Genomic DNA, 18,032 nt, shown 5'->3' on the forward strand with positions numbered 1-18,032 from the left:
TCATGGCGACGCGGAAGAGGTCACGGCCGGCCACCGCGCCGGCCGTGACCCCTGACGACGAGCCGGTCGTCGACGAGGCGCCGGCCACCGAGCCGGCCGAGCCGGCGCCGGCCGCGCGGCCGCGCCGGCGGCGTCCGGTGTGGATGATCCCCACGCCCGACGGGCTCGTCCCGGAACACGAGCTGCGACGGGGGCGGTGACCATGCCCGGGTGGCTCACGCTCGCCGACCTGAAAGCCGAGATGGACATCGACGAGTCGGACACGCGCGACGACGAGCGCCTCGAGACTGCCCTCGAGGCAGCCGAGGTGTTCGTCGAGCGTGTGCGGCGCGGTGACTTCAACTTCGACCAGGACCCGGCGTCCGATCTGCCCGCACCGACCGCTGACGTGCGTCTCGGAACGCTCATGCTCGCCCGCCGGTGGAACACCCGCCGGCGCTCGCCCGACGGCATGGTGTCCATGTCCGAACAGGGCACGGCAACGGTCGTGGCCAACGACCCCGACATCGCCCGTCTGTTGCGGATCGGGCGGCACGCACGGGCGCGCGTCGGATGAGCGTGCAGCAGGCGGCTACCGCCCTCGAGGACGCGCTCCGCCACGTCGACGGGGCGCGGGTCTACCGCGATCCGGCGGGTGCGGTGGCGGACCCGCCGGCGTTGCTCGTGGGCCCGCCGCGGCTCACGTGGGAAGGCATATGCGGCGGGCCGACGTCGGCGACGTTCGTCGTCTACGTCATGGCGGCGATGGATGAGCGCGCGGTGTCGCGGTTGTGGGAACTGGTGCCGGTCGTGGCCGCAGCGATCGACGAGCACGTGCGCGACGCGGTCGTTACCGAGGCCAACCCCGGTGTGTTCGACGCCGGCGGCAACAACCTACCCAGCTACGAACTAACGGTGGAGGTCGCACTATGAGCGTGCACCACAGGAAGCTAAAGCAGATCGAGTTCTCGATCGACGGGACACAGTTCGAGTGCCAGGTGCAGTCGTGGAACCTCGACCCCGGTATCGGCGACGGTGAGCGCAACTACGCGTTCTGTCCCGACGGCGAGTTCATCGAGGACCCCGAGCCCGAGCCCACGCTCGAGCTGACGTTCTACGCAGACTGGAGGTCGGAGGGAATCTCGGCATTCCTGTGGGAGCACGCCGGCGAGCAGGCCGAGTTCACCCTCGACCACCACCCGGACATTCCGGCCGAGCACGTGCGGTGGACCGGTCAGGTTCGTCTGCGTCCGGGGCCGGCCGGCGGTGAGGCGCGCGAAACGGAAATGACGGAGGTGACGCTCGAGGTCGTCGGCGTCCCGGATTTCGAGCGGGTCGGCAGCGGCGACAACGGCGACGGCGGTAACGGCGGCGACAACGGAGACGAGGGTACGTTCTGATGTTCGAGTTTAAGGTGCAGCCGGTGGACGGTGGCGACGAGTACCGCGTCACCGCCGATTCCCGTGACATCTACGTGTGGGAGAAGACCGGCAAGGGCCGCTCGTTGGCGACGTTGCGCGACAACCCGACCATGGCGGCCAACTACGAGATTGCCTATCAGGCGGCCCGCCGTCAGCGGCTGTTTGTCGGCACCATGGCCGAGTTCGCCGAGCTCAACGTCTTGGACTTCACCGAGGACGGAGAGGACGAGGACCCTACCCACGGGGAAGCCTGAACCGCGCGTTAGTCGCGCTGGCGATCGAAACAGGTATTCCCCCGTCGGTGTGGGTCGAGGAGGGCGGCCCGGCGATCGCGACCGCGCTCGAGCTGTTCAGGGAACGGGCCGACGAGCAGGAACGCAGCAAGCGCAGCAGCAGGGCCCCGACCGACCGGTCGGGGCGACAGTACTCGGGGTGAAGGGCACGCGATGAGTAAGACAGCGCTCACGGTGAACATGCCCATTGAGGGCGCCCGCGAGACGCTGCGCGCGTTCCGTCGTCTCCCGAAAGAGGCATCGCAGGAGTTGCGGGACCGGTCGCAGAAGTTGTCCGAGACGCTCGCGACGCGGGCGCGGCAGGCCGCGCAGTCTGACTCGCCGCAGGCGGCGCTTATGGCGTCGACGATCAAGGCGCGCCGCGACCGTCTGCCCTCGCTACAGGTCGGCGGGTCGAAACGGGTCGGCCGGAACAAGGCGCCGGCGTACAAGATCCTGTTCGGCGCCGAGTTCGGGTCGAACAGTCTCGCGCAGTTCCGGCCGCACAACGGGCAGCAGGGGTATTGGTTCTTCCCTGTGGCCGAGAACCAGTCGGCCGACATCCGCCGCGCGTGGCAGGACGTCGCCGACGAGATCGAACGCCGGTTCACCGCCGACGACATAGGCGGTGGTAGCTGATGGCGCTCGGCGTGCGGAACATCCGCATCAGGTTCGACGGGTCGACGAAGGGTCTCGAGGACGCGACCAAGCAGGGCGAGCGGCAGCTCAGCCGGTGGGAACGTGGCTTCGAGAAGATGAACAAAGTCGCCACGGGCGTGTTGGTGGGCATGGGCGCGGCGATCGCCGGCGCGGTCACCAAGACGGCGCGGGCGGGCGACGAGATCGCCACCACGGCCCCGAAGCTCGGCGTGACCACCGACGCGTTGCAGGAAATGCGCTACTGGGCCGAGCAGAACGGCCTGTCGCAAGACAGGCTCGACCGTGCGGTCGGGCGGCTCAACCAGCGTATTGGGCGGGCGATCGACGGTAACCAGAAGTACGCCGACGCGTTCGCGAATCTCGGCGTGTCCGTTGAGGACACCAACGGCAAGGCGCGCGACACCGAGGTCGTGATGCGCGAGACCATCGCCGCCTTGCAGGGCATCGAGTCGCCGGCCGAGCGGTCCGCGGCGGCGGCCGAGGTGTTCGGCACCAAGATGGCCAGGGAGTTGATGCCGGCGCTCGAGGACGGCTCGATGTCGCTCGACGAGGCTGCGCAAAAGGCGCACGACCTGGGCATCATCATGGACGGCGACGCGATCGACGCGTCGACCAAGTTCGCCGCGGCGATGGACGATTTGAAGACTGTCGGCGCCGGCCTCATTCAGAATTTCGCGATACCGTTCCTGTCGGTGATCGCCGATAGCATCATCCCGGCGATGGAAAACCACCTTTTGCCGGTGCTGACGCAGGTCGGCGATTGGATGCGCGAGAACCCGCAGGCGATCCTGCTCGTCACGGGCACGATCGCCGGTCTCGCCGCGGCGGTCAAGGTCGCTTATATCGGATTGCGTACGTACCGGGCGGTTATGGCCGCGGCGACGATCGCGCAGACCGCGCTGAATGCTGCCATGCGCGCCAACCCGATTGGTATCGTGATTACCGCGCTCGCGGCGCTCGCGGCCGGCCTGGTGTACGCGTGGAACAACTCTGAGACGTTCCGGAACATCGTCACGGGCGCGTGGGAAGCGATCCAGCGCGCCGCGCAATGGGCTTGGAACAACGTAATTAGACCGGTGTTCGACGCTTTCCGCTCGGCGGGTAGTTCGCTCGGTTCTGCGTTCCAATCCGTCGGAAATACTATTTCGAACGTGTGGGCTAGTATTCGCAGTGGTGCCCGTAGCGCACTCAACGGCGTGATTAGCCTGCTTAACTCGGCGATCGGGGCGATAAACGGACTGATCAACGGCGTTAACCGCGTGTCCGGCGCGGTCGGTGTCCCGTCGATCCCGAACATTCCGAGCATCCCCCATCTCGCCCGCGGTGGAACGGCCCGGTCCGGTCGAATGCACCTCGTGGGCGAGGAGGGGCCCGAGCTGTTCATGCCCGGCCGAACCGGGCGCGTGGTCAACGCCGGCGCGACCGCCGACGCGCTCGGCGGCGGGCCGCAGGTCGTCGAGGTGCACGTCGAGGTCGGCGGCGAGGTTGTGCGCGTGGTGCGGCAGGAGATCGACGAGGACAACAGGCGCACCCGCCGGCGGGTCCGCGCCGGCGCTGGGGGTGCCGCGTGACGTTCACAGCGACCTATGACGACAGGCTCGGCCGGGTGCGGCTCGTCGTCGACGAGCTGCCCGACGGTGCCGAACAGGTGCGGTTCGAGCGCTCCACCGACGGGATTCGGTGGCGCACGGTGCGCGGTGGCGACGCCGTCGGGGTGTCGGCCGGCATGGCGCGGCTCGACGACTACGAGTTCGCCGGCAACGTCCCGAACACGTACCGGGCGTCGGTGCTCGGCACGACCACCGTCGACACGTTCGACCGGACGGTGTCCGACGGGTGGGGAACGGCCGACGGCGGGCAGGACTGGTCGACCACCGACGCGGCGGCGTTCGACGTCGCCGACGGGGCCGGCACGGTCGCGGTCGCCGAGGCCGGCACGGACTACTGGGCCACGCTCGACCTGATCACCGCGGACGCCGACATCACGGTCGATGTGTCGTTCAGCGAGGCGCCCGGCGACGACGCGCACGCCGCCTATCTGGGCGCGCGGTTCTACTCGCCCGACGACCACTATTTCGCGCACCTGTATTGCGTGGACACCATCGTGCAACTGTCGATTGGGCATGTGGCCGGCGGCGACCTGCCGATGCCCGAGTCGTATCTCGCGCCCTACGACCCGCAGGACGAGTCCGAGTTTCGCGTGCGGTTCGCGGTCGTCGGCGACACGCTGCGCGGCAAGGTGTGGCTACAGGGCGAGGACGAGCCGGCCGAGTGGCAGGTCGAGACCACCGACACCGTCCACACCGAACCGGGCCCGGTCGCGCTCGGCGGCGCGCGGGGCGAGGGTACGAGCGACAGCGTGGTGGTGTCGTTCGCCGACCTGTCGGTGCGGCACGAGTCCGACCCGCTGATCGTCTCGACCCAGACCACCGACATCACCCCGCCACTGTCGACGGTGTGGATCAAGAACATTGCGCGCCCGTTCCTGAACCGGCAAGTGACGGTGACCGATTGGTCGGCGATCTCGCGGCCGGCGCGGGGTGGCACGTTCGAGGTCGTCGGCCGCACGATGCCGGTCGCGGTGACCGACGTGCGCGGCTCGCGCCGCTATGAGCTGACGATCACGTTCCCGAACCCGCACGACGCCGACGATTTCGACACCGTCATGTCGTCGGGCGACCCGGTGTTCGTGCACGTGCCGTCCGGGCCCGACTGCCTCGTGCCCCGCAGCATGTACGCCGTCGTGGGCGAGTACGAGATCGACCGGCGCACCCCGCGCGCCCGCCGGCGGTACGTCACCCTCCCACTGACCGAGGTCGCCGCGCCGGCCCCGTCGATCGTCGGCGCCACCGTAACGTGGCAGTCCATCGTGGACACGTTCGCCACGTGGGACGAGCTGATCGACGTCGAGGACACATGGGAATCGGTGGCCGAGCGTATCGGCGACCCCGACGAGGTGATCGTGCCGTGAGGCCGGTGTCGGATGCGTTTCTCGACGCGGTGCGCGGGTCGCACCGCATGTGCGCCCGCGCCCGCGTGTGCCCGCCCGGGCAGACCGGCGTCGACCCCGACGGCGTCGAAATCCCGATCGTGGCCGGGCAGGTCGAGCAGGACTCGACCGCGGACGTGCGCGCCACCGTCGACCTGACGACCGACGGGTCGTCGTGGACTGCGCGCGTGGGCGACATGCTCACCCCCTACGGTAACGAGCTGTTCGTCGAGCGCGGGATCGTGTTCGGCAACGGTGATCGCGAGTGGGTGTCGCAGGGTTTCTTCCGGATCGAGTCCGTCGAGCAGGACGATGCGCCGCGCGGCCGGGTGCGTGTCGCGGGGTCGGACCGTATGGCCGGCATTATCGACGCCCGTCCGTTGTGGCCTATGCAGTTCGGCGGCGGCTCGACCGTCGAGTCGGTGTTCGATTTCCTGGTGCGGGACGTCTACCCCGACGCCGAGATCGTGTTCGACTTCGACGCGTCGGTGACGCTGCGCTCGGCGCACGTGGTCGAGGACGACCGGTACGGGTTCCTGGCCGACCTCGCCGACGCTCACGGCAAGGTCATGTATTGGGATCACGAGGGCCGGTTGCGGGTCGAGTCGCCCCCGCCGGCTGACGTGCCGGTCGTCGAGGTCGACTATGGCGAGCGCGGCGTCATGGTGTCCATGTCCCGCGCGCTGAACCGAGACGGCGTGTACAACGCCGTAGTTGCGCGCGGCGAGGAGGTCGGCGAGCTGCCGCCGGTGTCGGCGGCCGCCTACGACATGGACCCCGATTCGCCGACCTACTGGGAGGGCCCGTTCGGGCACGTGCCGCGGTTCTACGCGTCGTCGTTCGTGACCACGGTGCAGCAGGCGCGCGACGCGGCACAGTCGATGCTCGAGCGCTCGACCGGCCTGCCGCACGAAATGGATCTGACCGCGGTGCCGAATCCGGCGTTGCAGGTGCTCGACCCGGTGCGCGTGGTGTCGCCGGCCGGTGACGAGGGGGTTCACGTGCTCGAGTCGATCAGTCTCGGCCTGCTCGCCGACGGTGGCATGTCCGCGACGACGAAACTCAAACGACGAGGTGACAGCAATGGCTAGAGACATGGCGTCGGTGCTCGTGCCGCGGCTCGAGCAGGCCGCGCAATCGTCCGATGTGGGCTGGCATACGGGCGTGATCCAGTCGTGGGACGAAATCACCGGGCTCAACACGGTGGAGATCGCCGGCACGGTGTTCAACAACGTGCTGGTGTTGTCGACGGGCGCGCCGCAGGCGTACGTGCCGGGCGACGTGGTGATCGTCCTCCGGATGCGCACGCAGTACTTCATTATGGGCAAGGTGCGCGAACCGGGATATGGCGCCGGCGAGCGCATCGCGTCGGACCGGGTGCCCCATTGGCAGCAGATCTGGAGCGACTCTTACACGCAGGCTGAGGCGCCCGGACCAGAGGTCACCGTCTATATCGGTTCGTCCCGGCGCGCGCTCGTCATCCACAGTTTCGAGGCGGTGGTCTCCGGCGACGTCGTCATCACACAGTGGGGGCGAATCGACCAGGCTGTGCAGATCACCGGAGCGTCGAGCCGGCCGCCAGGCACGGCCGTCACTAACGCGTGGTTGAAGGGCGTGGGCGGTATCGAGTCGACTGTCTCGGCCACGACGTTGGTCACTGCTGCGGATGGGCTGGAGCAGGGGCAGAACACGTTCAGTTGTCTCTACCGGTCCGATCGGTCGCCTAATCAAACGACGTCGATCAACAACCGCGTTTTGACCGTTATCCCATTCTAGGAAGGAACCAGCTATGCCTGTACAGAACCCGGAAATCAACGAGCCGAAGTATACCGCGATTCAGTGGAACGGAGACAACGCCGACGAGGTACAGGCCGCGCTCGGCGGGGCGGGATTCGCGCGGTACCACGTGTGTTACGAGGCGTCCCCCGAGTCGTCCCAGGGGCCGAGCTTGTTTCTCGTCCCGTCGTCCTTTGTAGAGCCTGAATTTCTTCGGGTGAGTCCCGGCGGGTGGATTGTGAGTGCGCCGTATTACGCCGAGGAACACCGGGACTCGATCGGGATGCAGTTCGAAATCATGTCGGACGCCGATTACCAGGCGAAGTTCGGGGAACCGGAAGAGGAGGTGTTCCCCTGATGCCCAGCACACCGAACTACGGGTTTCCGTATCCCGATCTGACCGACCCGCCCGACGGGCCGGCCAGATGGGCGCGCTCGCGAACGCAGTCGACGACCAGCTCGAGGCCGCGCAGACCGAGAACCGGCAGGCGCGCGAGCTGTTGATCCCGTACGCCGACACCATCGCGCTACCGCAGGTGCGGAACCCGACGCGCGCCACCTACAACGATTGGGGAGGCCTGATCACGTTCCCCAACCCGGGCGGCCCCGTCCTGATCATGGCGTGGGGGTCCGGGAACGCGACCAACGACGACGCGGGGTCGCAGTTCCGCATGCGTATCGGTATTTCCACAGACGGCGGCTCGTCCTACGCGTGGGGCAGCCCGGCGGTCGACCAGTCCGGCGGCGGGGCAAGCACCCGCCGCGCCGGTTTCTCGCCTATCCACATGTTGTCCACGTCGGACCCGGCCGCCGGAATCACCGTGCGCGCCCAGAACTATTGGACCGACTCGAGCAACACGGCTACCGACTTGTCGTTCGACAACGGCCGGATTATCGCGCTCGTGATCCCGCAGGGGTGAGACATGACCACGGCAGGCGAAGGGATGTCTGAACGACTCGCCCGCATAGAGACCAAGCTCGACGCGCTGATCGACCAGCGCACCGACCATGAACAACGGCTGCGCAAGCTCGAGCGGTGGGCGTTGATCGTCGCCGTCGGGGCCGGCGCTGGCGGCGGCACGGTCGCGCAACTCGTGCCCGCGATCGGAGGGTGACATATGGCGTGGCTTCACCAGCTCGCAGACGTAGCGCGCCGTACCGGATTCCCCGTCGTGGAAGAAAACGGCTGGAGAAACCGAGGCCACGGCGGCATGGGCAAGGTGCGATCAGTCATCGCCCACCACGACGCCGCACGCCACGACCCCGGCACGTTCAACACCGTGATCCGCGACGGACACAGCAAGCTCGCCGGCCCGTTGTCGCACTACGCGCTGCGGCGCGACGGCACGATCCACGTCGTCGCGGCCGGCCGCTGCTGGCACGCCGGCGCGAACATCAACCCGCTGATCTACGGCAACAAGCACGCGATCGGGATCGAGGCCGGTAACGACGGCGTCGGCGAGCCGTGGCCACGCCGCCAGCTCGAGGCGTACGAGGCATTGTGCGCGCGAGCTGGTGCGCGAGTTCGGCAAGCCACCGAAGCGCGTCCGCGGACACAAGGAGATCGCGCCGGCGCGGAAGATCGACCCCCACGGGATCAACATGCACATGTTCCGGAACCGGGTCGCTGACTACCTGGCGAGGGGCAACACCGATAGTGAGGAGATTGCAGTGCACGTACCCATGGACCCGGGCGGGACGCTCCGCCCCGGCGGTGCCGACGGCGTCGCGTGGCGCGCCGTTCCCGTGCCGTTCGTCGGCCGGGAACGCGAGCTGCTGATCAGCCCCGGCGAGGGCGAAGCGGCCGGCGTGCACATCGACACGATCAACACGTGGAAGACGATCAACGCCAACCAGGCGGCCGCGCGGTGGGGCGCGTCGACGTCCAACCCCGGCGGGGTCGGTCCGCTCGGCCGGAACATGTGGGTGCACCGGCACGCTTCGCTGCGCCTGGTGATCCCGCCCGACGTCGGCAAGATCGACGTTGGCTACGCGTCCGACACGTCGTGGTCGCTGACCGTGGCGCCGATCTGATGGAGGGCAAGCCCATGTCTGATCGCCTCACCTCGTGGGTGCGCACCGTCGTGCCCGCACTGTGGGCCGCGCTCGTGGCGTGGTTCGTCGGGCTCGGCCTGCCTGCCGAGTTCGCCGACACGCTCGGCGGGCTCGCCGATGAACTGATCGTCCCGGCCGCCCTCGCCGGCGTGTACGCGCTCGTGCGCTGGGTTGAGCCGCGGCTGCCGCAGTGGCTCGCCCGGCTGCTGCTCGGCTCGAGCCGGCCGCCGGCCTACTGACCAACAACGGGGACAGCCCCCGCACTCCCGGGGCTGGGGGTGCGGGGGCTGTCTCGGTGTGTCATCGGGGGTTGCTGAAACCCCAGTTCGCCAGGGCCTGCCGGATGAAGTCGGCGCCGATCTCTTGCGACTCGTCGACACGGCCGCGCACGCGGGCCGGTCGGTCGTCGGGCTGATCGACTACCCGATGCCGCTCGGCGTGCGGATGCTTCCACGAGGCGCCGCAACCGTTCGGGCAGTCCATCTCGATCGTGCGCAGAACCGACCCATCCGGCGAGGGCTGCTGCCACGACATCGTGCCCGTGCCCTGGCACAGGTCGCAGGTTTCGTCAGCCGGCGACTTCGCCAATTCCCCCGCAGGTCCCACAGAAATCCTTCCGGTTCGGTGCGAGTCCCGAGCCGTAGCACGTCGGGCACGTCTTCATCGGTGGTCCAGCCATAGCAAACCATTCCTTCCGCTTGCTGTCAGTACCAGCACGGACACGGTGCGCTCGCGATCAGCATGGCCAGAACCCACACGACACCGGCGAGCGTCAGTGCGAGCAGCGTCATCACCACGCGGTATCGGGCCTTACTCACGTCCACACCGCCAACTGGTCAACACGTCATTACCAGTTGGACAGTGGCACACCCCCGGCAAGTGGTCAACACGTCCGTACGGGTGGAACAATGCGGGTGATGGTGGATCGAACGAGTGGTGTTCCGGCGTTTCGGCAGGTCGCGGCCGATTTGCGCGAGCGCATCGCCGCGGGCGAGCTCACCGCCGGCGCCCGCCTACCGAGTGAACGCGAGCTCGTCGACAGCTACGGCGTGTCGCGGCCGACCATCCGCGACGCTGTCAACCTGCTGCGCACCGAAGGTGTCGTGGTGGCCGAGCACGGGCGCGGCGTGTTTGTCCGCCGCGCTGCCCAGATTCAACGACTCGCCCGCACACGCCTATCCCGCGCCGCCCGAGCGCAGAACAAGGGCGCGTTCCTCGCCGACGCCGCCGAGCAGGGATTCACCCCCACGACGACTGTCACGGTGCGGTTCGAGCCGGCCAACGACCGCGTCGCGGGGATCCTTGCCCTCGAGGCCGGCGCCGAGGTGACCGTCCGCGACCGCGTCATGAGCGCCGACGGACAGGCCGTGCAGCTCGCCGTGTCGCGCCTGCCGCGCGTGTTCACCCGCGGCACGGCCGCCGAGCAGGAAGACACGGGCGCCGGCGGCGTGTACGCCCGCCTCGAGGAAGCCGGCCACGCCATCGGGACGTATGCCGAGCACGTCGGGTCGCGGATGCCCACACCCGACGAGCTGTCGACGCTGCAACTGCAATCCGGGACGCCCGTGATCACCGTGACGCGCGTGGCCTACCGCGAGGACGGAACGCCGCTCGAGGTCAACGACATGACGGTCCCAGCCGACCGATACGGATTGTCCTACGAATGGGCCGCCGACTAGCGCGTCCAGGCGAGGTGTCACCACACCCGGTCGTCGGGGTCGCCGCGGTCGGGCGGGTCGGTGGCCAGCCACACGCGCACGCGGGCCCACAGTCGGCGTAGCGCGGCGATCACTCGTGCACCCGCACGCGCACGCCGTCAACGATCATGTCGGTGAAGATCGACGGGTCGGCCGCGCCCATGACGGCGACGACGCCGGCCGCGGCCATGATCGGGTAGCAGATGAGCCGGGTGATGATCCATCGCCGGTCACGGGTGAGTCGCGAGTGTGGGCGGCGGTAGGCGCGGACGAGCGCTGCGGACAGTTGGGACACGTGGGGGGCCTCTCATGCTCGTGAGGCCCAACGTGCCCACTAGGGATGGTTGTGCACGCCCCACCACTTCGGCGCGGCGACCTCGCAGCGGCCGGGACGCATGTCGCGCACCATCGGCAGCACCGTCCGGAAGTACGGCACGCGCAGGCACATCGCCGTCGAGAACACGCCGCGCCCGAGCGTCGAGCCCGAGAACTTGCGCCACATCGCGTACGTCGCGTTCACGGCCGTGCTCGCCGCCGCATCCACAGAACCCATGCGGCAGATATTACCCATGAGTAACACCATCGGTCACCCCGCCGCCCGACACCGCCGGACTCGTCTCCGTGGCCCCCACCGCCTGCGCGGACTACGGTGCACCCGTGTCCGAACACAGCCTTCTGCTCATCCGGCACGGCGAGACCGAATGGTCGGCCACCGGCAGGCACACGAGCCGCACCGACCTGCCGCTCACCGGTGTCGGCGAGCGGCAGGCACACGCGGCGGGTCGCACGTACGCCCTGCTGCACCGCGGCGACGACCCCGCGCTCGTCCTGTCGAGTCCGCGCGAGCGCGCCGTGCGCACCGCCGAGCTGGTCGGGATCGGTGTCGACGAGCAGTCCGCCGAGCTCGCCGAATGGGACTACGGCGACTACGAGGGCACCACCACCGCCGAGATCCGGCGCACCGTCCCCGGTTGGTCGCTGTGGACCGACGGCGCCCCGCACGGCGAGACCCCGGCCGAGGTGGGCGCGCGTGCCGACCGCGTCCTCGACCGCATCCGCGGCGCGCTCGCCGACGGCGAGGTCGTCCTGATCGGCCACGGCCATTTCACCCGGGTCGTCATCGCCCGCTGGCTCGGCCTGGACGTGGCCGCCGGCGAGCACTTCCGCGTCGACCCGGCGAGCATCTCCGTGCTCGGCCACGAGCACGGCGCCCCGCAGATCCGCCACCTCAACGTCCCGCCGGCCTGAGCGCTCCACCCCCACCGCCCACCGGTGCGATCATGGAGCGGTGACCATCCGCCGAGTCCGTCCCCACGACACCGAGGCCGTCGTCGCGCTCGTCCACGCCCTGGCGGCGTACGAGAAGGCGCCCGACGAATGCCATCTGACGCCGGACCAGCTCCGTGCCGCCCTGTTCGCCGACAAGCCCGCGCTCTACGGCCACGTGGCCGAGATCGACGGTGAGGTCGTCGGGTTCGCGCTGTGGTTCCTCAACTTCTCCACATGGCGCGGCGTGCACGGCATCTACCTCGAGGACCTGTTCGTGCTGCCCGAGCACCGCGGCTCGGGGCTCGGCAAGGCCCTGCTGGCGACGCTGGCCGCCGAATGCGTCGACCGTGGCTACGCGCGCCTCGAATGGTGGGTGCTGAACTGGAATCCGGCGCGGAAGTTCTACGAGTCCCTCGCCGCCGAGGCCATGGACGAGTGGACCGTCTACCGCCTCACCGACGACCCGCTGCGCGCGCTCGCGAACGAGGCCCGCTGACCGGGACCGGGGCTCCGCGGGACTCGGCGCCCCGGAACTCGGCGGCTCAGAACTCGTCGCGTTCGCGTTCGGCGGCGCGCCCGGACATGCCGCCGCGGCGCGCGGCCTCCTCCTCGGTCTCGTCGGGACGCAGCCCGAGGACCCAGGCACGCGAGTCACGACGGAACAGCAGCACGATCACCACGACGCCCGCGATCATGATCGGCACGCCGTAGCCCGACTGGTCCGACGGTCCGGTGGCGTACCAGCCGACGCCGATCAGGATCATCGCCACCACCAGGGCGGGCGACCGCGCCCACGTCTTGCCCAGCAGCAGTCCGACGGCGCACGCGAGCACCGCGACCCCGAGGATGACGTAGTAGCTGACCTCGGCGATCAGATCCTCGCTCGTGCCGGTGACCGCGAGGATGAACGCGATCACGAGGAGCCCGACACCGGGCAGCGCCGTGAGCAGTCCGGCATACCGGACCTCGCGGGGCGCGGGAGAGATCTTGTCGGCGAGCGCCACGGGTGGCCTTCCCCTCGGACGTGACCGTGCGTGAACGCCTCCCAGGGTATGCCACCCGGACGGCCGTTTTCCGCCGCCCGGGGTTGGGGCAAGGATTCAGGTGTCGTCGATGAGCCGGCGGTCGTCCGGGGTGCACTCGTCGCGGTGGCAGTGGCGCGTTCGCGCGCGAACCCGAGTGAGCTGGAGGCAGCAACGAGCAGAGCGGGCCGGAGGTTCACCTAGGCTGAACGAGTGCGCGCAGTACTCGTCGTGAATCCGCAGGCCACCGCCACCTCCCAGGGCGGGCGTGACGTCCTCGCACACGCCCTGGCGAGCCGCGTCAAGCTCGAGGTGGTGGAGACCGAGCATCGCGGGCACGCGATGACCGTGGCGCGCAAGGCCGCGCGCGGGGAGCTCGGCGACGTCGGTCTCGTGGTGGCACACGGCGGGGACGGCACGGTCAACGAGGTCGTCAACGGCCTCATGGCCGGCGCCGAACCGCCCGGTCGACCGCGTCTCCGGTGGCTCGCGCGGTTCCGGTCTCACCGGCCGCACGCCGCCCGCGCCCGCGCTCGGCGTGGTGCCCGGCGGTTCGGCGAACGTCTTCGCGCGCGCACTCGGACTGCCCCGTGATCCGGTCGAGGCGACGCATCGCCTGTTGCACGCCGTCGAGACGGGCACGCGCCGCCGCGTCGGGCTCGGCAACGCCGACGGACGGTGGTTCACCTTCAACGCGGGCCTCGGCTGGGACGCCGACGTCGTCGCGGGCGTCGACGCCAAACGCGGCAAGCGCGCCAGTCCCTCCCTCTACGCCAGGACGGCCGTGTCGGCGTACCTGCGGCCGCCGAAGGGCAGGCCGGCGCTCACCGTCGAGGTCCCCGGCGAGGACTCGGCCGATACGCGCACGGTGTTCGTGTCCAACACCGACCCGTGGAGCTACCTGGGGTCGCGTCCGGTCCACCTCAACACCGGCTGCTCGTTCGACACCGGACTCGGCCTGTTCGCGCTTCGCACGATGGGCCTCGGCACCGTCGCCCGGCACCTGAACCAGGCCCTGCGCCGCGGCAAGCACCGCGGCCGCAACCTCGTACGCAGCGACGATCTGTCATTCGTCTGCGTGACGGCCGAAAAACCCGTACACTTTCAGGTCGACGGAGACCTGGTCGGAAGACGGACCAGGGTGGAGTTCCGGAGCGTCCCGCAGGCGCTCACCGTCGCGGTATGACTGATCGCGGGCGGTGAACAGCAGCAGCTGATCACCTCCGGCAAACCCGGTGTTGCCGCTCATCGACGCAGAGGCTCCACTCGCCGCAAAGTTCGATCGACGGATGGCGTTGCCAACAGGTAAAGCCGCAGGTCAGGTCGGTGTTTCGGGCAGGTGACCTGACTCACCGATCCGTTGAAAACACTTGTCGAAGCCGGGGACTCGTGAAAGCATTCACAAGCACCCCAAAAAACGACCGCCACGACGTTGGCGCGGTATCCCCGCGTCTTTTGAAGGAGCTCTACGATGGACTGGCGCCACCGCGCAGCCTGCCGGGACGAGGACCCGGAACTGTTCTTCCCCGTGGGAACGAGCGGCCCCGCTCTCTCCCAGGTCACCGCAGCCAAGGCCGTATGCCACCGCTGCACCGTCGCCGCCGACTGCCTCGCCTGGGCCCTGGCCAGCGGCCAGGACGCCGGCGTGTGGGGCGGCATGGACGAGGACGAGCGTCGCGCGCTCAAGCGTCGCCGCGCACAGATCGGCCAGCGCAGCAACGCCTGAGTCGTTCACCGCAGGTATCACGACCTGTCCTTTTGCCCGGTAGGCAGAATGCGTTCTCCCACTGGGGCCGAGGCAAAAGGTTTGAGGGCCGGCATCCCGTTTCGGGTGCCGGCCCTCAAGCATGTTCGGGGTGCGCCTTTCGACTTTCGGTAGCACCGCGGAGTCCCGGTCTTCCGCTCAACCCCGGCGGTTGAGCGGAACCCGCAGCGTCGCCTCCGTACCGCTGCTCCGGCCACCGCGCAGCGACAACGATCCGCGCAATTCGGATTCCACGAGCGTCCGCGCGATCTGCAAACCGAGACCGTCGGCGCGTTCCAACGAGAATCCGGCCGGCAATCCGCGTCCGTCGTCACGAATGACGATGTCGAGCCGGCCCGCCGACCGTTCCACCGAAATCTCCACCTCGCCCGGGCCGCCCGGCGTGAACGCGTGCTCGACGGCGTTCTGCACCAGCTCGGCCACCACCATCACCAGCGGAGTGGCGATCTCCGCGGCGACGATGCCGAACGACCCGCTGCGCGAGAGCTTCACCTGGGCCTCGGCGGTCGCGACCTCGCCGACCATCGGCAGCACGTTGTCGAACAGCTTGTCCAGGTCGACCCTCTCGTCGACCGACATCGACAACGCCTCGTGCACCAAGGCGATCGACGACACGCGCCGCACCGACTCGCTGAGCGCCTGCCGTGCCTCGCCGCTCGGCGTGCGCCGTGACTGCAGGCGCAGCAGTGCGGCCACCGTCTGCAGGTTGTTCTTCACGCGGTGGTGGATCTCGCGGATCGTGGCGTCCTTCGACATCAGCGCCCGGTCGCGGCGCTTGACCTCGGTGACGTCGCGAGCGAGCACGAGCGCGCCGGCCGGCCTGCCCGCCGGGCGCAACGGCAGCGCGCGGAACAGCGCCACCGCGCCGTGGCGCGACTCGGCCTCGGCCCGGCTGCTCGGTTTGCCGCCGATGGCGTCGAGGATGCGGTGCGAGATCTCCGTCGCGTCGAACGGGTCGCGGATCAGCGACCGCGTCAACGGCGCCAGGCGAGCGCCGATGAGCTCCGATTCGAATCCCATGCGGTGATACACCGACTGGCCGTTGGGGCTGGCGAACACGACAGTGCCGTGCTGGTCGACGCGGATCAGGCCGTCGCCGACGCGCGGGCTCGTGTGGACGTCGGTGCCGCCGTCCGGGCTCGGGAACGTGCCGTCGGCGATCATCTGGCACAGATCCGCGGCGCTGCCCAGGTAGGCGATCTCGAGCGGACTCGGCACGCGCGGCGAGGCCAGGTTCGAATCGCGGCTCAGCACGCGACCGCGCGGTCGCCGAACCGGACGGGGATCGCCTCCCTGCGCATCGGCAGGTCGTTGTACCAGTGCGGTTCCTCCTCGCGGCACAGCCGCAGCTCGCGGGCGGCCCGCGCCAACTGCGGGTGCTCCTCGGAGGTGAACCGGGTACCGACGACGTCCTCGGGGTGCGCGGTCGGACCCGTCGTGGGCCGCACCTGCGCGACGCAGACGAAATCGCCCTCGGCACCGACGACCGGTACCCACATGAGGAAGTCGGCGAACGACAGGTCGGCCAGCAACTGCCATTCGGCGACCACCAGTTGCAGGTGGTCGACGGCCTCCCCGGGCAGGCCGGTGTTGTCGGCCAACAGCTCCGCAAGCGTGGACATCGGTTATCGACCACCGCACTTCGTCCGAATCCGACGCGGACCCGGTCGTGATCCGCTCCGCCATACTCCCACGCGCCCGGCCGCCCACCGTGGCTCATCCAGGGTGAACGTGATCGCCCGACGTGCTCGTGCGACACTGGGAGTAGCAAGTCATGGAGGATTGATCATGTCGAAGCGTGCACGTAAGCGCCGCGATCGCAAGAAGAACAAAGCGAACCACGGCAAGAAGCCCAACACCTGAGTCGCCGGCCGCCCCGAGCGGCCCTCCAGGTGCAATGGCAAGACCCCGGCACTTCGATCGAAGTGGCCGGGGTCTTCTCGTCGCCGTGTCAGCACCCCACGTCGCCGTGTCAGCAACTCACGACGCCGTGTTGGCGTTTCGCGTACGGCTCAGCGGCCCTCGGTGCGGCCGCGGACCTGCTCGATGGTCAGCTCCGTCTCGCTGAACACGCCGCCGCGTTCGGCCACGGTCTTGTGGATCGACGCGCGCAGCCGCTCCTTCAGGTCGACCGGGGCCTGCTCGCCACCGCACTTGCGGTGCAGCAGCTGTTTGATCTGGTCGTCGATGCCGTACTCCTCGAGACACGGCGGGCAGTCCTCGATGTGCTTGCGCAGCTCCGCGTCACGTTCCTGGCTGCACTCCCGGTCGAGGAGCAGATAGATCTCGGCCAGCGCCTCGTCGCAGCACACGTCCCGGTCCTGGTCCGCGTGCTGGTCCGGCTGGTCCCCGGAGTGCTGTTCCGGCTGTTCGAGGGTGCTCATCGGCCCGCCACCTCCCGTGTCGAGGAGCGGATGAAACCACGTTCGGTGGCGACGTCGGCAAGCAGGTTCCGAAGTTGGCTCCGACCACGGTGCAGCCGCGACATGACGGTGCCGATCGGCGTCTCCATGATGTCGGCGATCTCCTTGTAGGCGAAGCCCTCGACGTCGGCGAGGTAAACCGCGAGGCGGAAGTCCTCGGGCAGCTGCTGCAGCGCGGCCTTCACGTCCGTGTCGGGCAGCTTGTCCATCGCCTCGACCTCGGCGGAGCGCAGTCCGCTCGACGTGTGGCTCTCCGCCTGGGCGATCTGCCAGTCGGTGATCTCCTCGGTGGGCTGCTGCAGCGGCTGTCGCTGCCGCTTGCGGTAGCCGTTGATGAACGTGTTGGTCAGGATGCGGTACAGCCAGGCCTTGAGGTTGGTGCCCTTCTTGAACGACGCGAACGCCGAGTACGCCTTGAGGTAGGTCTCCTGCACGAGGTCCTCGGCATCGGCCGGGTTCCGCGTCATGCGCAGCGCGGCCGAGTACAGCTGGTCGATGAGCGGCATCGCGTCCCGCTCGAAGCGGGCGATGCGCTCCTGCTCGACCTCGGGCTGCTCCACCTCGGCGGAGGCGCCCTCGGCTGTCTCGGCGGTTGCGGGCTCTGCAGAGTTCTGCGTGCTCGGCAAACCGTTCCCTTCCAGATCGGCGACCAGGTGGCTACCCGCCACCGACGGCACGTATGTCTCGTCCGAGGGTACGCGTCG

General features: G+C 69.1%; 27 protein-coding genes and 3 pseudogenes. 23 read left to right on the plus strand and 7 right to left on the minus strand.

Annotated features, from left to right (window positions below; genetic code table 11):
• Positions 1-2 precede the first annotated feature (2 nt).
• The 17 genes from BJF85_RS08540 to BJF85_RS08615 all read left to right on the plus strand — a co-directional run bounded on the left by BJF85_RS08540 (position 3) and on the right by BJF85_RS08615 (position 9,391).
• A complete protein-coding gene (locus tag BJF85_RS08540) occupies positions 3-200 on the plus strand; it encodes a hypothetical protein (protein ID WP_075846507.1) in 198 nt (65 codons plus the stop codon).
• A 2-nt stretch (positions 201-202) separates the two neighbouring features.
• Complete coding sequence (locus tag BJF85_RS08545; RefSeq protein WP_158056838.1) at positions 203-556, plus strand: head-tail connector protein; 354 nt, start codon at positions 203-205, stop codon at positions 554-556.
• Positions 553-912, plus strand: a complete 360-nt coding sequence (locus BJF85_RS08550) for a hypothetical protein (RefSeq protein WP_075846509.1) — start codon at positions 553-555, stop codon at positions 910-912. The genes BJF85_RS08545 and BJF85_RS08550 overlap by 4 nt, the downstream gene beginning before the upstream one ends.
• Entirely contained in the window at positions 909-1,379 is a 471-nt protein-coding gene (locus BJF85_RS08555; RefSeq protein ID WP_075846510.1) for a hypothetical protein, read from the plus strand. Before BJF85_RS08550 ends, BJF85_RS08555 begins: the two co-directional genes overlap by 4 nt.
• Positions 1,379-1,654, plus strand: coding sequence for a hypothetical protein (locus BJF85_RS08560; protein WP_075846511.1), 276 nt, complete (start codon positions 1,379-1,381; stop codon positions 1,652-1,654). Before BJF85_RS08555 ends, BJF85_RS08560 begins: the two co-directional genes overlap by 1 nt.
• Before the next feature lie 47 nt (positions 1,655-1,701).
• Positions 1,702-1,836, plus strand: coding sequence for a hypothetical protein (locus BJF85_RS29855; protein ID WP_255375488.1), 135 nt, complete (start codon positions 1,702-1,704; stop codon positions 1,834-1,836).
• Between the two features lie 10 nt (positions 1,837-1,846).
• On the plus strand, positions 1,847-2,311 hold the full coding sequence (locus BJF85_RS08565) for a hypothetical protein (protein WP_139320532.1): 465 nt from the start codon (positions 1,847-1,849) through the stop codon (positions 2,309-2,311).
• Positions 2,311-3,903 carry a phage tail tape measure protein gene (locus BJF85_RS08570; protein WP_075846513.1) on the plus strand — a complete coding sequence of 531 codons (1,593 nt, stop codon included), beginning with the start codon at positions 2,311-2,313 and terminating at the stop codon, positions 3,901-3,903. The genes BJF85_RS08565 and BJF85_RS08570 overlap by 1 nt, the downstream gene beginning before the upstream one ends.
• On the plus strand, positions 3,900-5,303 hold the full coding sequence (locus BJF85_RS08575; RefSeq protein ID WP_075846514.1) for a hypothetical protein: 1,404 nt from the start codon (positions 3,900-3,902) through the stop codon (positions 5,301-5,303). The genes BJF85_RS08570 and BJF85_RS08575 overlap by 4 nt, the downstream gene beginning before the upstream one ends.
• Positions 5,300-6,412 (plus strand): DUF5047 domain-containing protein, encoded by a 1,113-nt coding sequence (locus BJF85_RS08580; protein ID WP_075846516.1) that lies wholly within the window; start codon positions 5,300-5,302, stop codon positions 6,410-6,412. The genes BJF85_RS08575 and BJF85_RS08580 overlap by 4 nt, the downstream gene beginning before the upstream one ends.
• Positions 6,405-7,097: a hypothetical protein gene (locus BJF85_RS08585; RefSeq protein WP_139320533.1), complete on the plus strand. Its 693-nt coding sequence runs from the start codon at positions 6,405-6,407 to the stop codon at positions 7,095-7,097. Before BJF85_RS08580 ends, BJF85_RS08585 begins: the two co-directional genes overlap by 8 nt.
• A 13-nt stretch (positions 7,098-7,110) precedes the next feature.
• On the plus strand, positions 7,111-7,455 hold the full coding sequence (locus BJF85_RS08590; RefSeq protein ID WP_075846518.1) for a hypothetical protein: 345 nt from the start codon (positions 7,111-7,113) through the stop codon (positions 7,453-7,455).
• A gap of 67 nt (positions 7,456-7,522) precedes the next feature.
• Positions 7,523-8,017, plus strand: coding sequence for a hypothetical protein (locus tag BJF85_RS08595; RefSeq protein WP_075846519.1), 495 nt, complete (start codon positions 7,523-7,525; stop codon positions 8,015-8,017).
• A gap of 3 nt (positions 8,018-8,020) precedes the next feature.
• The gene (locus BJF85_RS08600) at positions 8,021-8,212 is read left to right on the plus strand and encodes a hypothetical protein (protein WP_075846520.1); all 192 of its coding nucleotides are present in this window, start codon (positions 8,021-8,023) and stop codon (positions 8,210-8,212) included.
• Between the two features lie 3 nt (positions 8,213-8,215).
• Positions 8,216-8,728, plus strand: a complete 513-nt coding sequence (locus BJF85_RS08605) for an N-acetylmuramoyl-L-alanine amidase (protein ID WP_083666117.1) — start codon at positions 8,216-8,218, stop codon at positions 8,726-8,728.
• Positions 8,729-8,768: 40 nt separating this feature from the next.
• Positions 8,769-9,131, plus strand: a complete 363-nt coding sequence (locus tag BJF85_RS08610; protein WP_139320534.1) for a hypothetical protein — start codon at positions 8,769-8,771, stop codon at positions 9,129-9,131.
• A gap of 14 nt (positions 9,132-9,145) precedes the next feature.
• Positions 9,146-9,391, plus strand: a complete 246-nt coding sequence (locus BJF85_RS08615; RefSeq protein ID WP_075846552.1) for a hypothetical protein — start codon at positions 9,146-9,148, stop codon at positions 9,389-9,391.
• 61 nt (positions 9,392-9,452) lie between these two features.
• Here BJF85_RS08615 and BJF85_RS08620 read toward each other — a convergent pair whose 3' ends face one another.
• Complete coding sequence (locus BJF85_RS08620) at positions 9,453-9,686, minus strand: hypothetical protein (protein ID WP_255375489.1); 234 nt, start codon at positions 9,684-9,686, stop codon at positions 9,453-9,455.
• A 383-nt stretch (positions 9,687-10,069) separates the two neighbouring features.
• Here BJF85_RS08620 and BJF85_RS08625 point away from each other — a divergent pair, with 383 nt between their 5' ends.
• On the plus strand, positions 10,070-10,831 hold the full coding sequence (locus BJF85_RS08625) for a GntR family transcriptional regulator (protein WP_075846523.1): 762 nt from the start codon (positions 10,070-10,072) through the stop codon (positions 10,829-10,831).
• A 109-nt stretch (positions 10,832-10,940) separates the two neighbouring features.
• Here BJF85_RS08625 and BJF85_RS08630 read toward each other — a convergent pair whose 3' ends face one another.
• Both BJF85_RS08630 and BJF85_RS08635 read right to left on the minus strand, forming a co-directional pair.
• A complete protein-coding gene (locus BJF85_RS08630; protein ID WP_075846524.1) occupies positions 10,941-11,144 on the minus strand; it encodes a hypothetical protein in 204 nt (67 codons plus the stop codon).
• Positions 11,145-11,189: 45 nt separating this feature from the next.
• Positions 11,190-11,402, minus strand: a pseudogene (locus BJF85_RS08635) (DUF4442 domain-containing protein); the annotation flags it as partial.
• A 104-nt stretch (positions 11,403-11,506) separates the two neighbouring features.
• Between BJF85_RS08635 and BJF85_RS08640 the strand changes: the two are divergent.
• Both BJF85_RS08640 and BJF85_RS08645 read left to right on the plus strand, forming a co-directional pair.
• Entirely contained in the window at positions 11,507-12,097 is a 591-nt protein-coding gene (locus BJF85_RS08640) for an acid phosphatase (RefSeq protein ID WP_075846554.1), read from the plus strand.
• 40 nt (positions 12,098-12,137) lie between these two features.
• Positions 12,138-12,614 (plus strand): GNAT family N-acetyltransferase, encoded by a 477-nt coding sequence (locus BJF85_RS08645; RefSeq protein ID WP_075846527.1) that lies wholly within the window; start codon positions 12,138-12,140, stop codon positions 12,612-12,614.
• Positions 12,615-12,660: 46 nt separating this feature from the next.
• Here BJF85_RS08645 and BJF85_RS08650 read toward each other — a convergent pair whose 3' ends face one another.
• Positions 12,661-13,122 (minus strand): hypothetical protein, encoded by a 462-nt coding sequence (locus tag BJF85_RS08650; RefSeq protein ID WP_075846528.1) that lies wholly within the window; start codon positions 13,120-13,122, stop codon positions 12,661-12,663.
• A gap of 231 nt (positions 13,123-13,353) precedes the next feature.
• On the opposite strand from BJF85_RS08650, the pseudogene BJF85_RS08655 reads away from it, so the two are divergent.
• Both BJF85_RS08655 and BJF85_RS08660 read left to right on the plus strand, forming a co-directional pair.
• A pseudogene (locus tag BJF85_RS08655) lies at positions 13,354-14,326 on the plus strand (diacylglycerol kinase family protein).
• 285 nt (positions 14,327-14,611) lie between these two features.
• Positions 14,612-14,866, plus strand: a complete 255-nt coding sequence (locus BJF85_RS08660; protein WP_075846529.1) for a WhiB family transcriptional regulator — start codon at positions 14,612-14,614, stop codon at positions 14,864-14,866.
• Positions 14,867-15,043: 177 nt separating this feature from the next.
• On the opposite strand, the pseudogene BJF85_RS08665 reads toward BJF85_RS08660, so the two are convergent.
• Positions 15,044-16,527, minus strand: a pseudogene (locus tag BJF85_RS08665) (sensor histidine kinase).
• 166 nt (positions 16,528-16,693) lie between these two features.
• Between BJF85_RS08665 and BJF85_RS31280 the strand changes: the two are divergent.
• On the plus strand, positions 16,694-16,768 hold the full coding sequence (locus tag BJF85_RS31280; RefSeq protein WP_369299110.1) for a 50S ribosomal protein bL37: 75 nt from the start codon (positions 16,694-16,696) through the stop codon (positions 16,766-16,768).
• Positions 16,769-16,917: 149 nt separating this feature from the next.
• Here the strand turns inward: BJF85_RS31280 and rsrA are convergent, their stop codons facing one another.
• Together rsrA and BJF85_RS08675 are read right to left on the minus strand one after the other, a co-directional pair.
• The gene (gene rsrA / locus BJF85_RS08670; RefSeq protein ID WP_075846530.1) at positions 16,918-17,289 is read right to left on the minus strand and encodes a mycothiol system anti-sigma-R factor; all 372 of its coding nucleotides are present in this window, start codon (positions 17,287-17,289) and stop codon (positions 16,918-16,920) included.
• Complete coding sequence (locus BJF85_RS08675) at positions 17,286-17,954, minus strand: sigma-70 family RNA polymerase sigma factor (RefSeq protein ID WP_369822124.1); 669 nt, start codon at positions 17,952-17,954, stop codon at positions 17,286-17,288. Before BJF85_RS08675 ends, rsrA begins: the two co-directional genes overlap by 4 nt.
• Positions 17,955-18,032: the final 78 nt, after the last annotated feature.

This window comes from Saccharomonospora sp. CUA-673, assembly GCF_001942305.1.
GTDB lineage: Bacteria > Actinomycetota > Actinomycetes > Mycobacteriales > Pseudonocardiaceae > Prauserella.

Bases quoted from the DNA above. Each gene is read 5' to 3' on its own strand.
- BJF85_RS08660 (WP_075846529.1), top strand. From the start codon at position 14,612: ATGGACTGGCGCCACCGCGCAGCCTGCCGGGACGAGGACCCGGAACTG.
- BJF85_RS08560 (WP_075846511.1), top strand. From the start codon at position 1,379: ATGTTCGAGTTTAAGGTGCAGCCGGTGGACGGTGGCGACGAGTACCGC.
- BJF85_RS08540 (WP_075846507.1), top strand. From the start codon at position 3: ATGGCGACGCGGAAGAGGTCACGGCCGGCCACCGCGCCGGCCGTGACC.
- BJF85_RS08600 (WP_075846520.1), top strand. From the start codon at position 8,021: ATGACCACGGCAGGCGAAGGGATGTCTGAACGACTCGCCCGCATAGAG.
- BJF85_RS08615 (WP_075846552.1), top strand. From the start codon at position 9,146: ATGTCTGATCGCCTCACCTCGTGGGTGCGCACCGTCGTGCCCGCACTG.
- BJF85_RS08545 (WP_158056838.1), top strand. From the start codon at position 203: ATGCCCGGGTGGCTCACGCTCGCCGACCTGAAAGCCGAGATGGACATC.
- BJF85_RS08595 (WP_075846519.1), top strand. From the start codon at position 7,523: ATGGGCGCGCTCGCGAACGCAGTCGACGACCAGCTCGAGGCCGCGCAG.
- BJF85_RS08550 (WP_075846509.1), top strand. From the start codon at position 553: ATGAGCGTGCAGCAGGCGGCTACCGCCCTCGAGGACGCGCTCCGCCAC.
- rsrA (WP_075846530.1), bottom strand. From the start codon at position 17,289: ATGAGCACCCTCGAACAGCCGGAACAGCACTCCGGGGACCAGCCGGAC.
- BJF85_RS08625 (WP_075846523.1), top strand. From the start codon at position 10,070: ATGGTGGATCGAACGAGTGGTGTTCCGGCGTTTCGGCAGGTCGCGGCC.
- BJF85_RS08565 (WP_139320532.1), top strand. From the start codon at position 1,847: ATGAGTAAGACAGCGCTCACGGTGAACATGCCCATTGAGGGCGCCCGC.
- BJF85_RS08620 (WP_255375489.1), bottom strand. From the start codon at position 9,686: ATGTCGTGGCAGCAGCCCTCGCCGGATGGGTCGGTTCTGCGCACGATC.
- BJF85_RS08570 (WP_075846513.1), top strand. From the start codon at position 2,311: ATGGCGCTCGGCGTGCGGAACATCCGCATCAGGTTCGACGGGTCGACG.
- BJF85_RS08585 (WP_139320533.1), top strand. From the start codon at position 6,405: ATGGCTAGAGACATGGCGTCGGTGCTCGTGCCGCGGCTCGAGCAGGCC.
- BJF85_RS08605 (WP_083666117.1), top strand. From the start codon at position 8,216: ATGGCGTGGCTTCACCAGCTCGCAGACGTAGCGCGCCGTACCGGATTC.
- BJF85_RS08555 (WP_075846510.1), top strand. From the start codon at position 909: ATGAGCGTGCACCACAGGAAGCTAAAGCAGATCGAGTTCTCGATCGAC.
- BJF85_RS08590 (WP_075846518.1), top strand. From the start codon at position 7,111: ATGCCTGTACAGAACCCGGAAATCAACGAGCCGAAGTATACCGCGATT.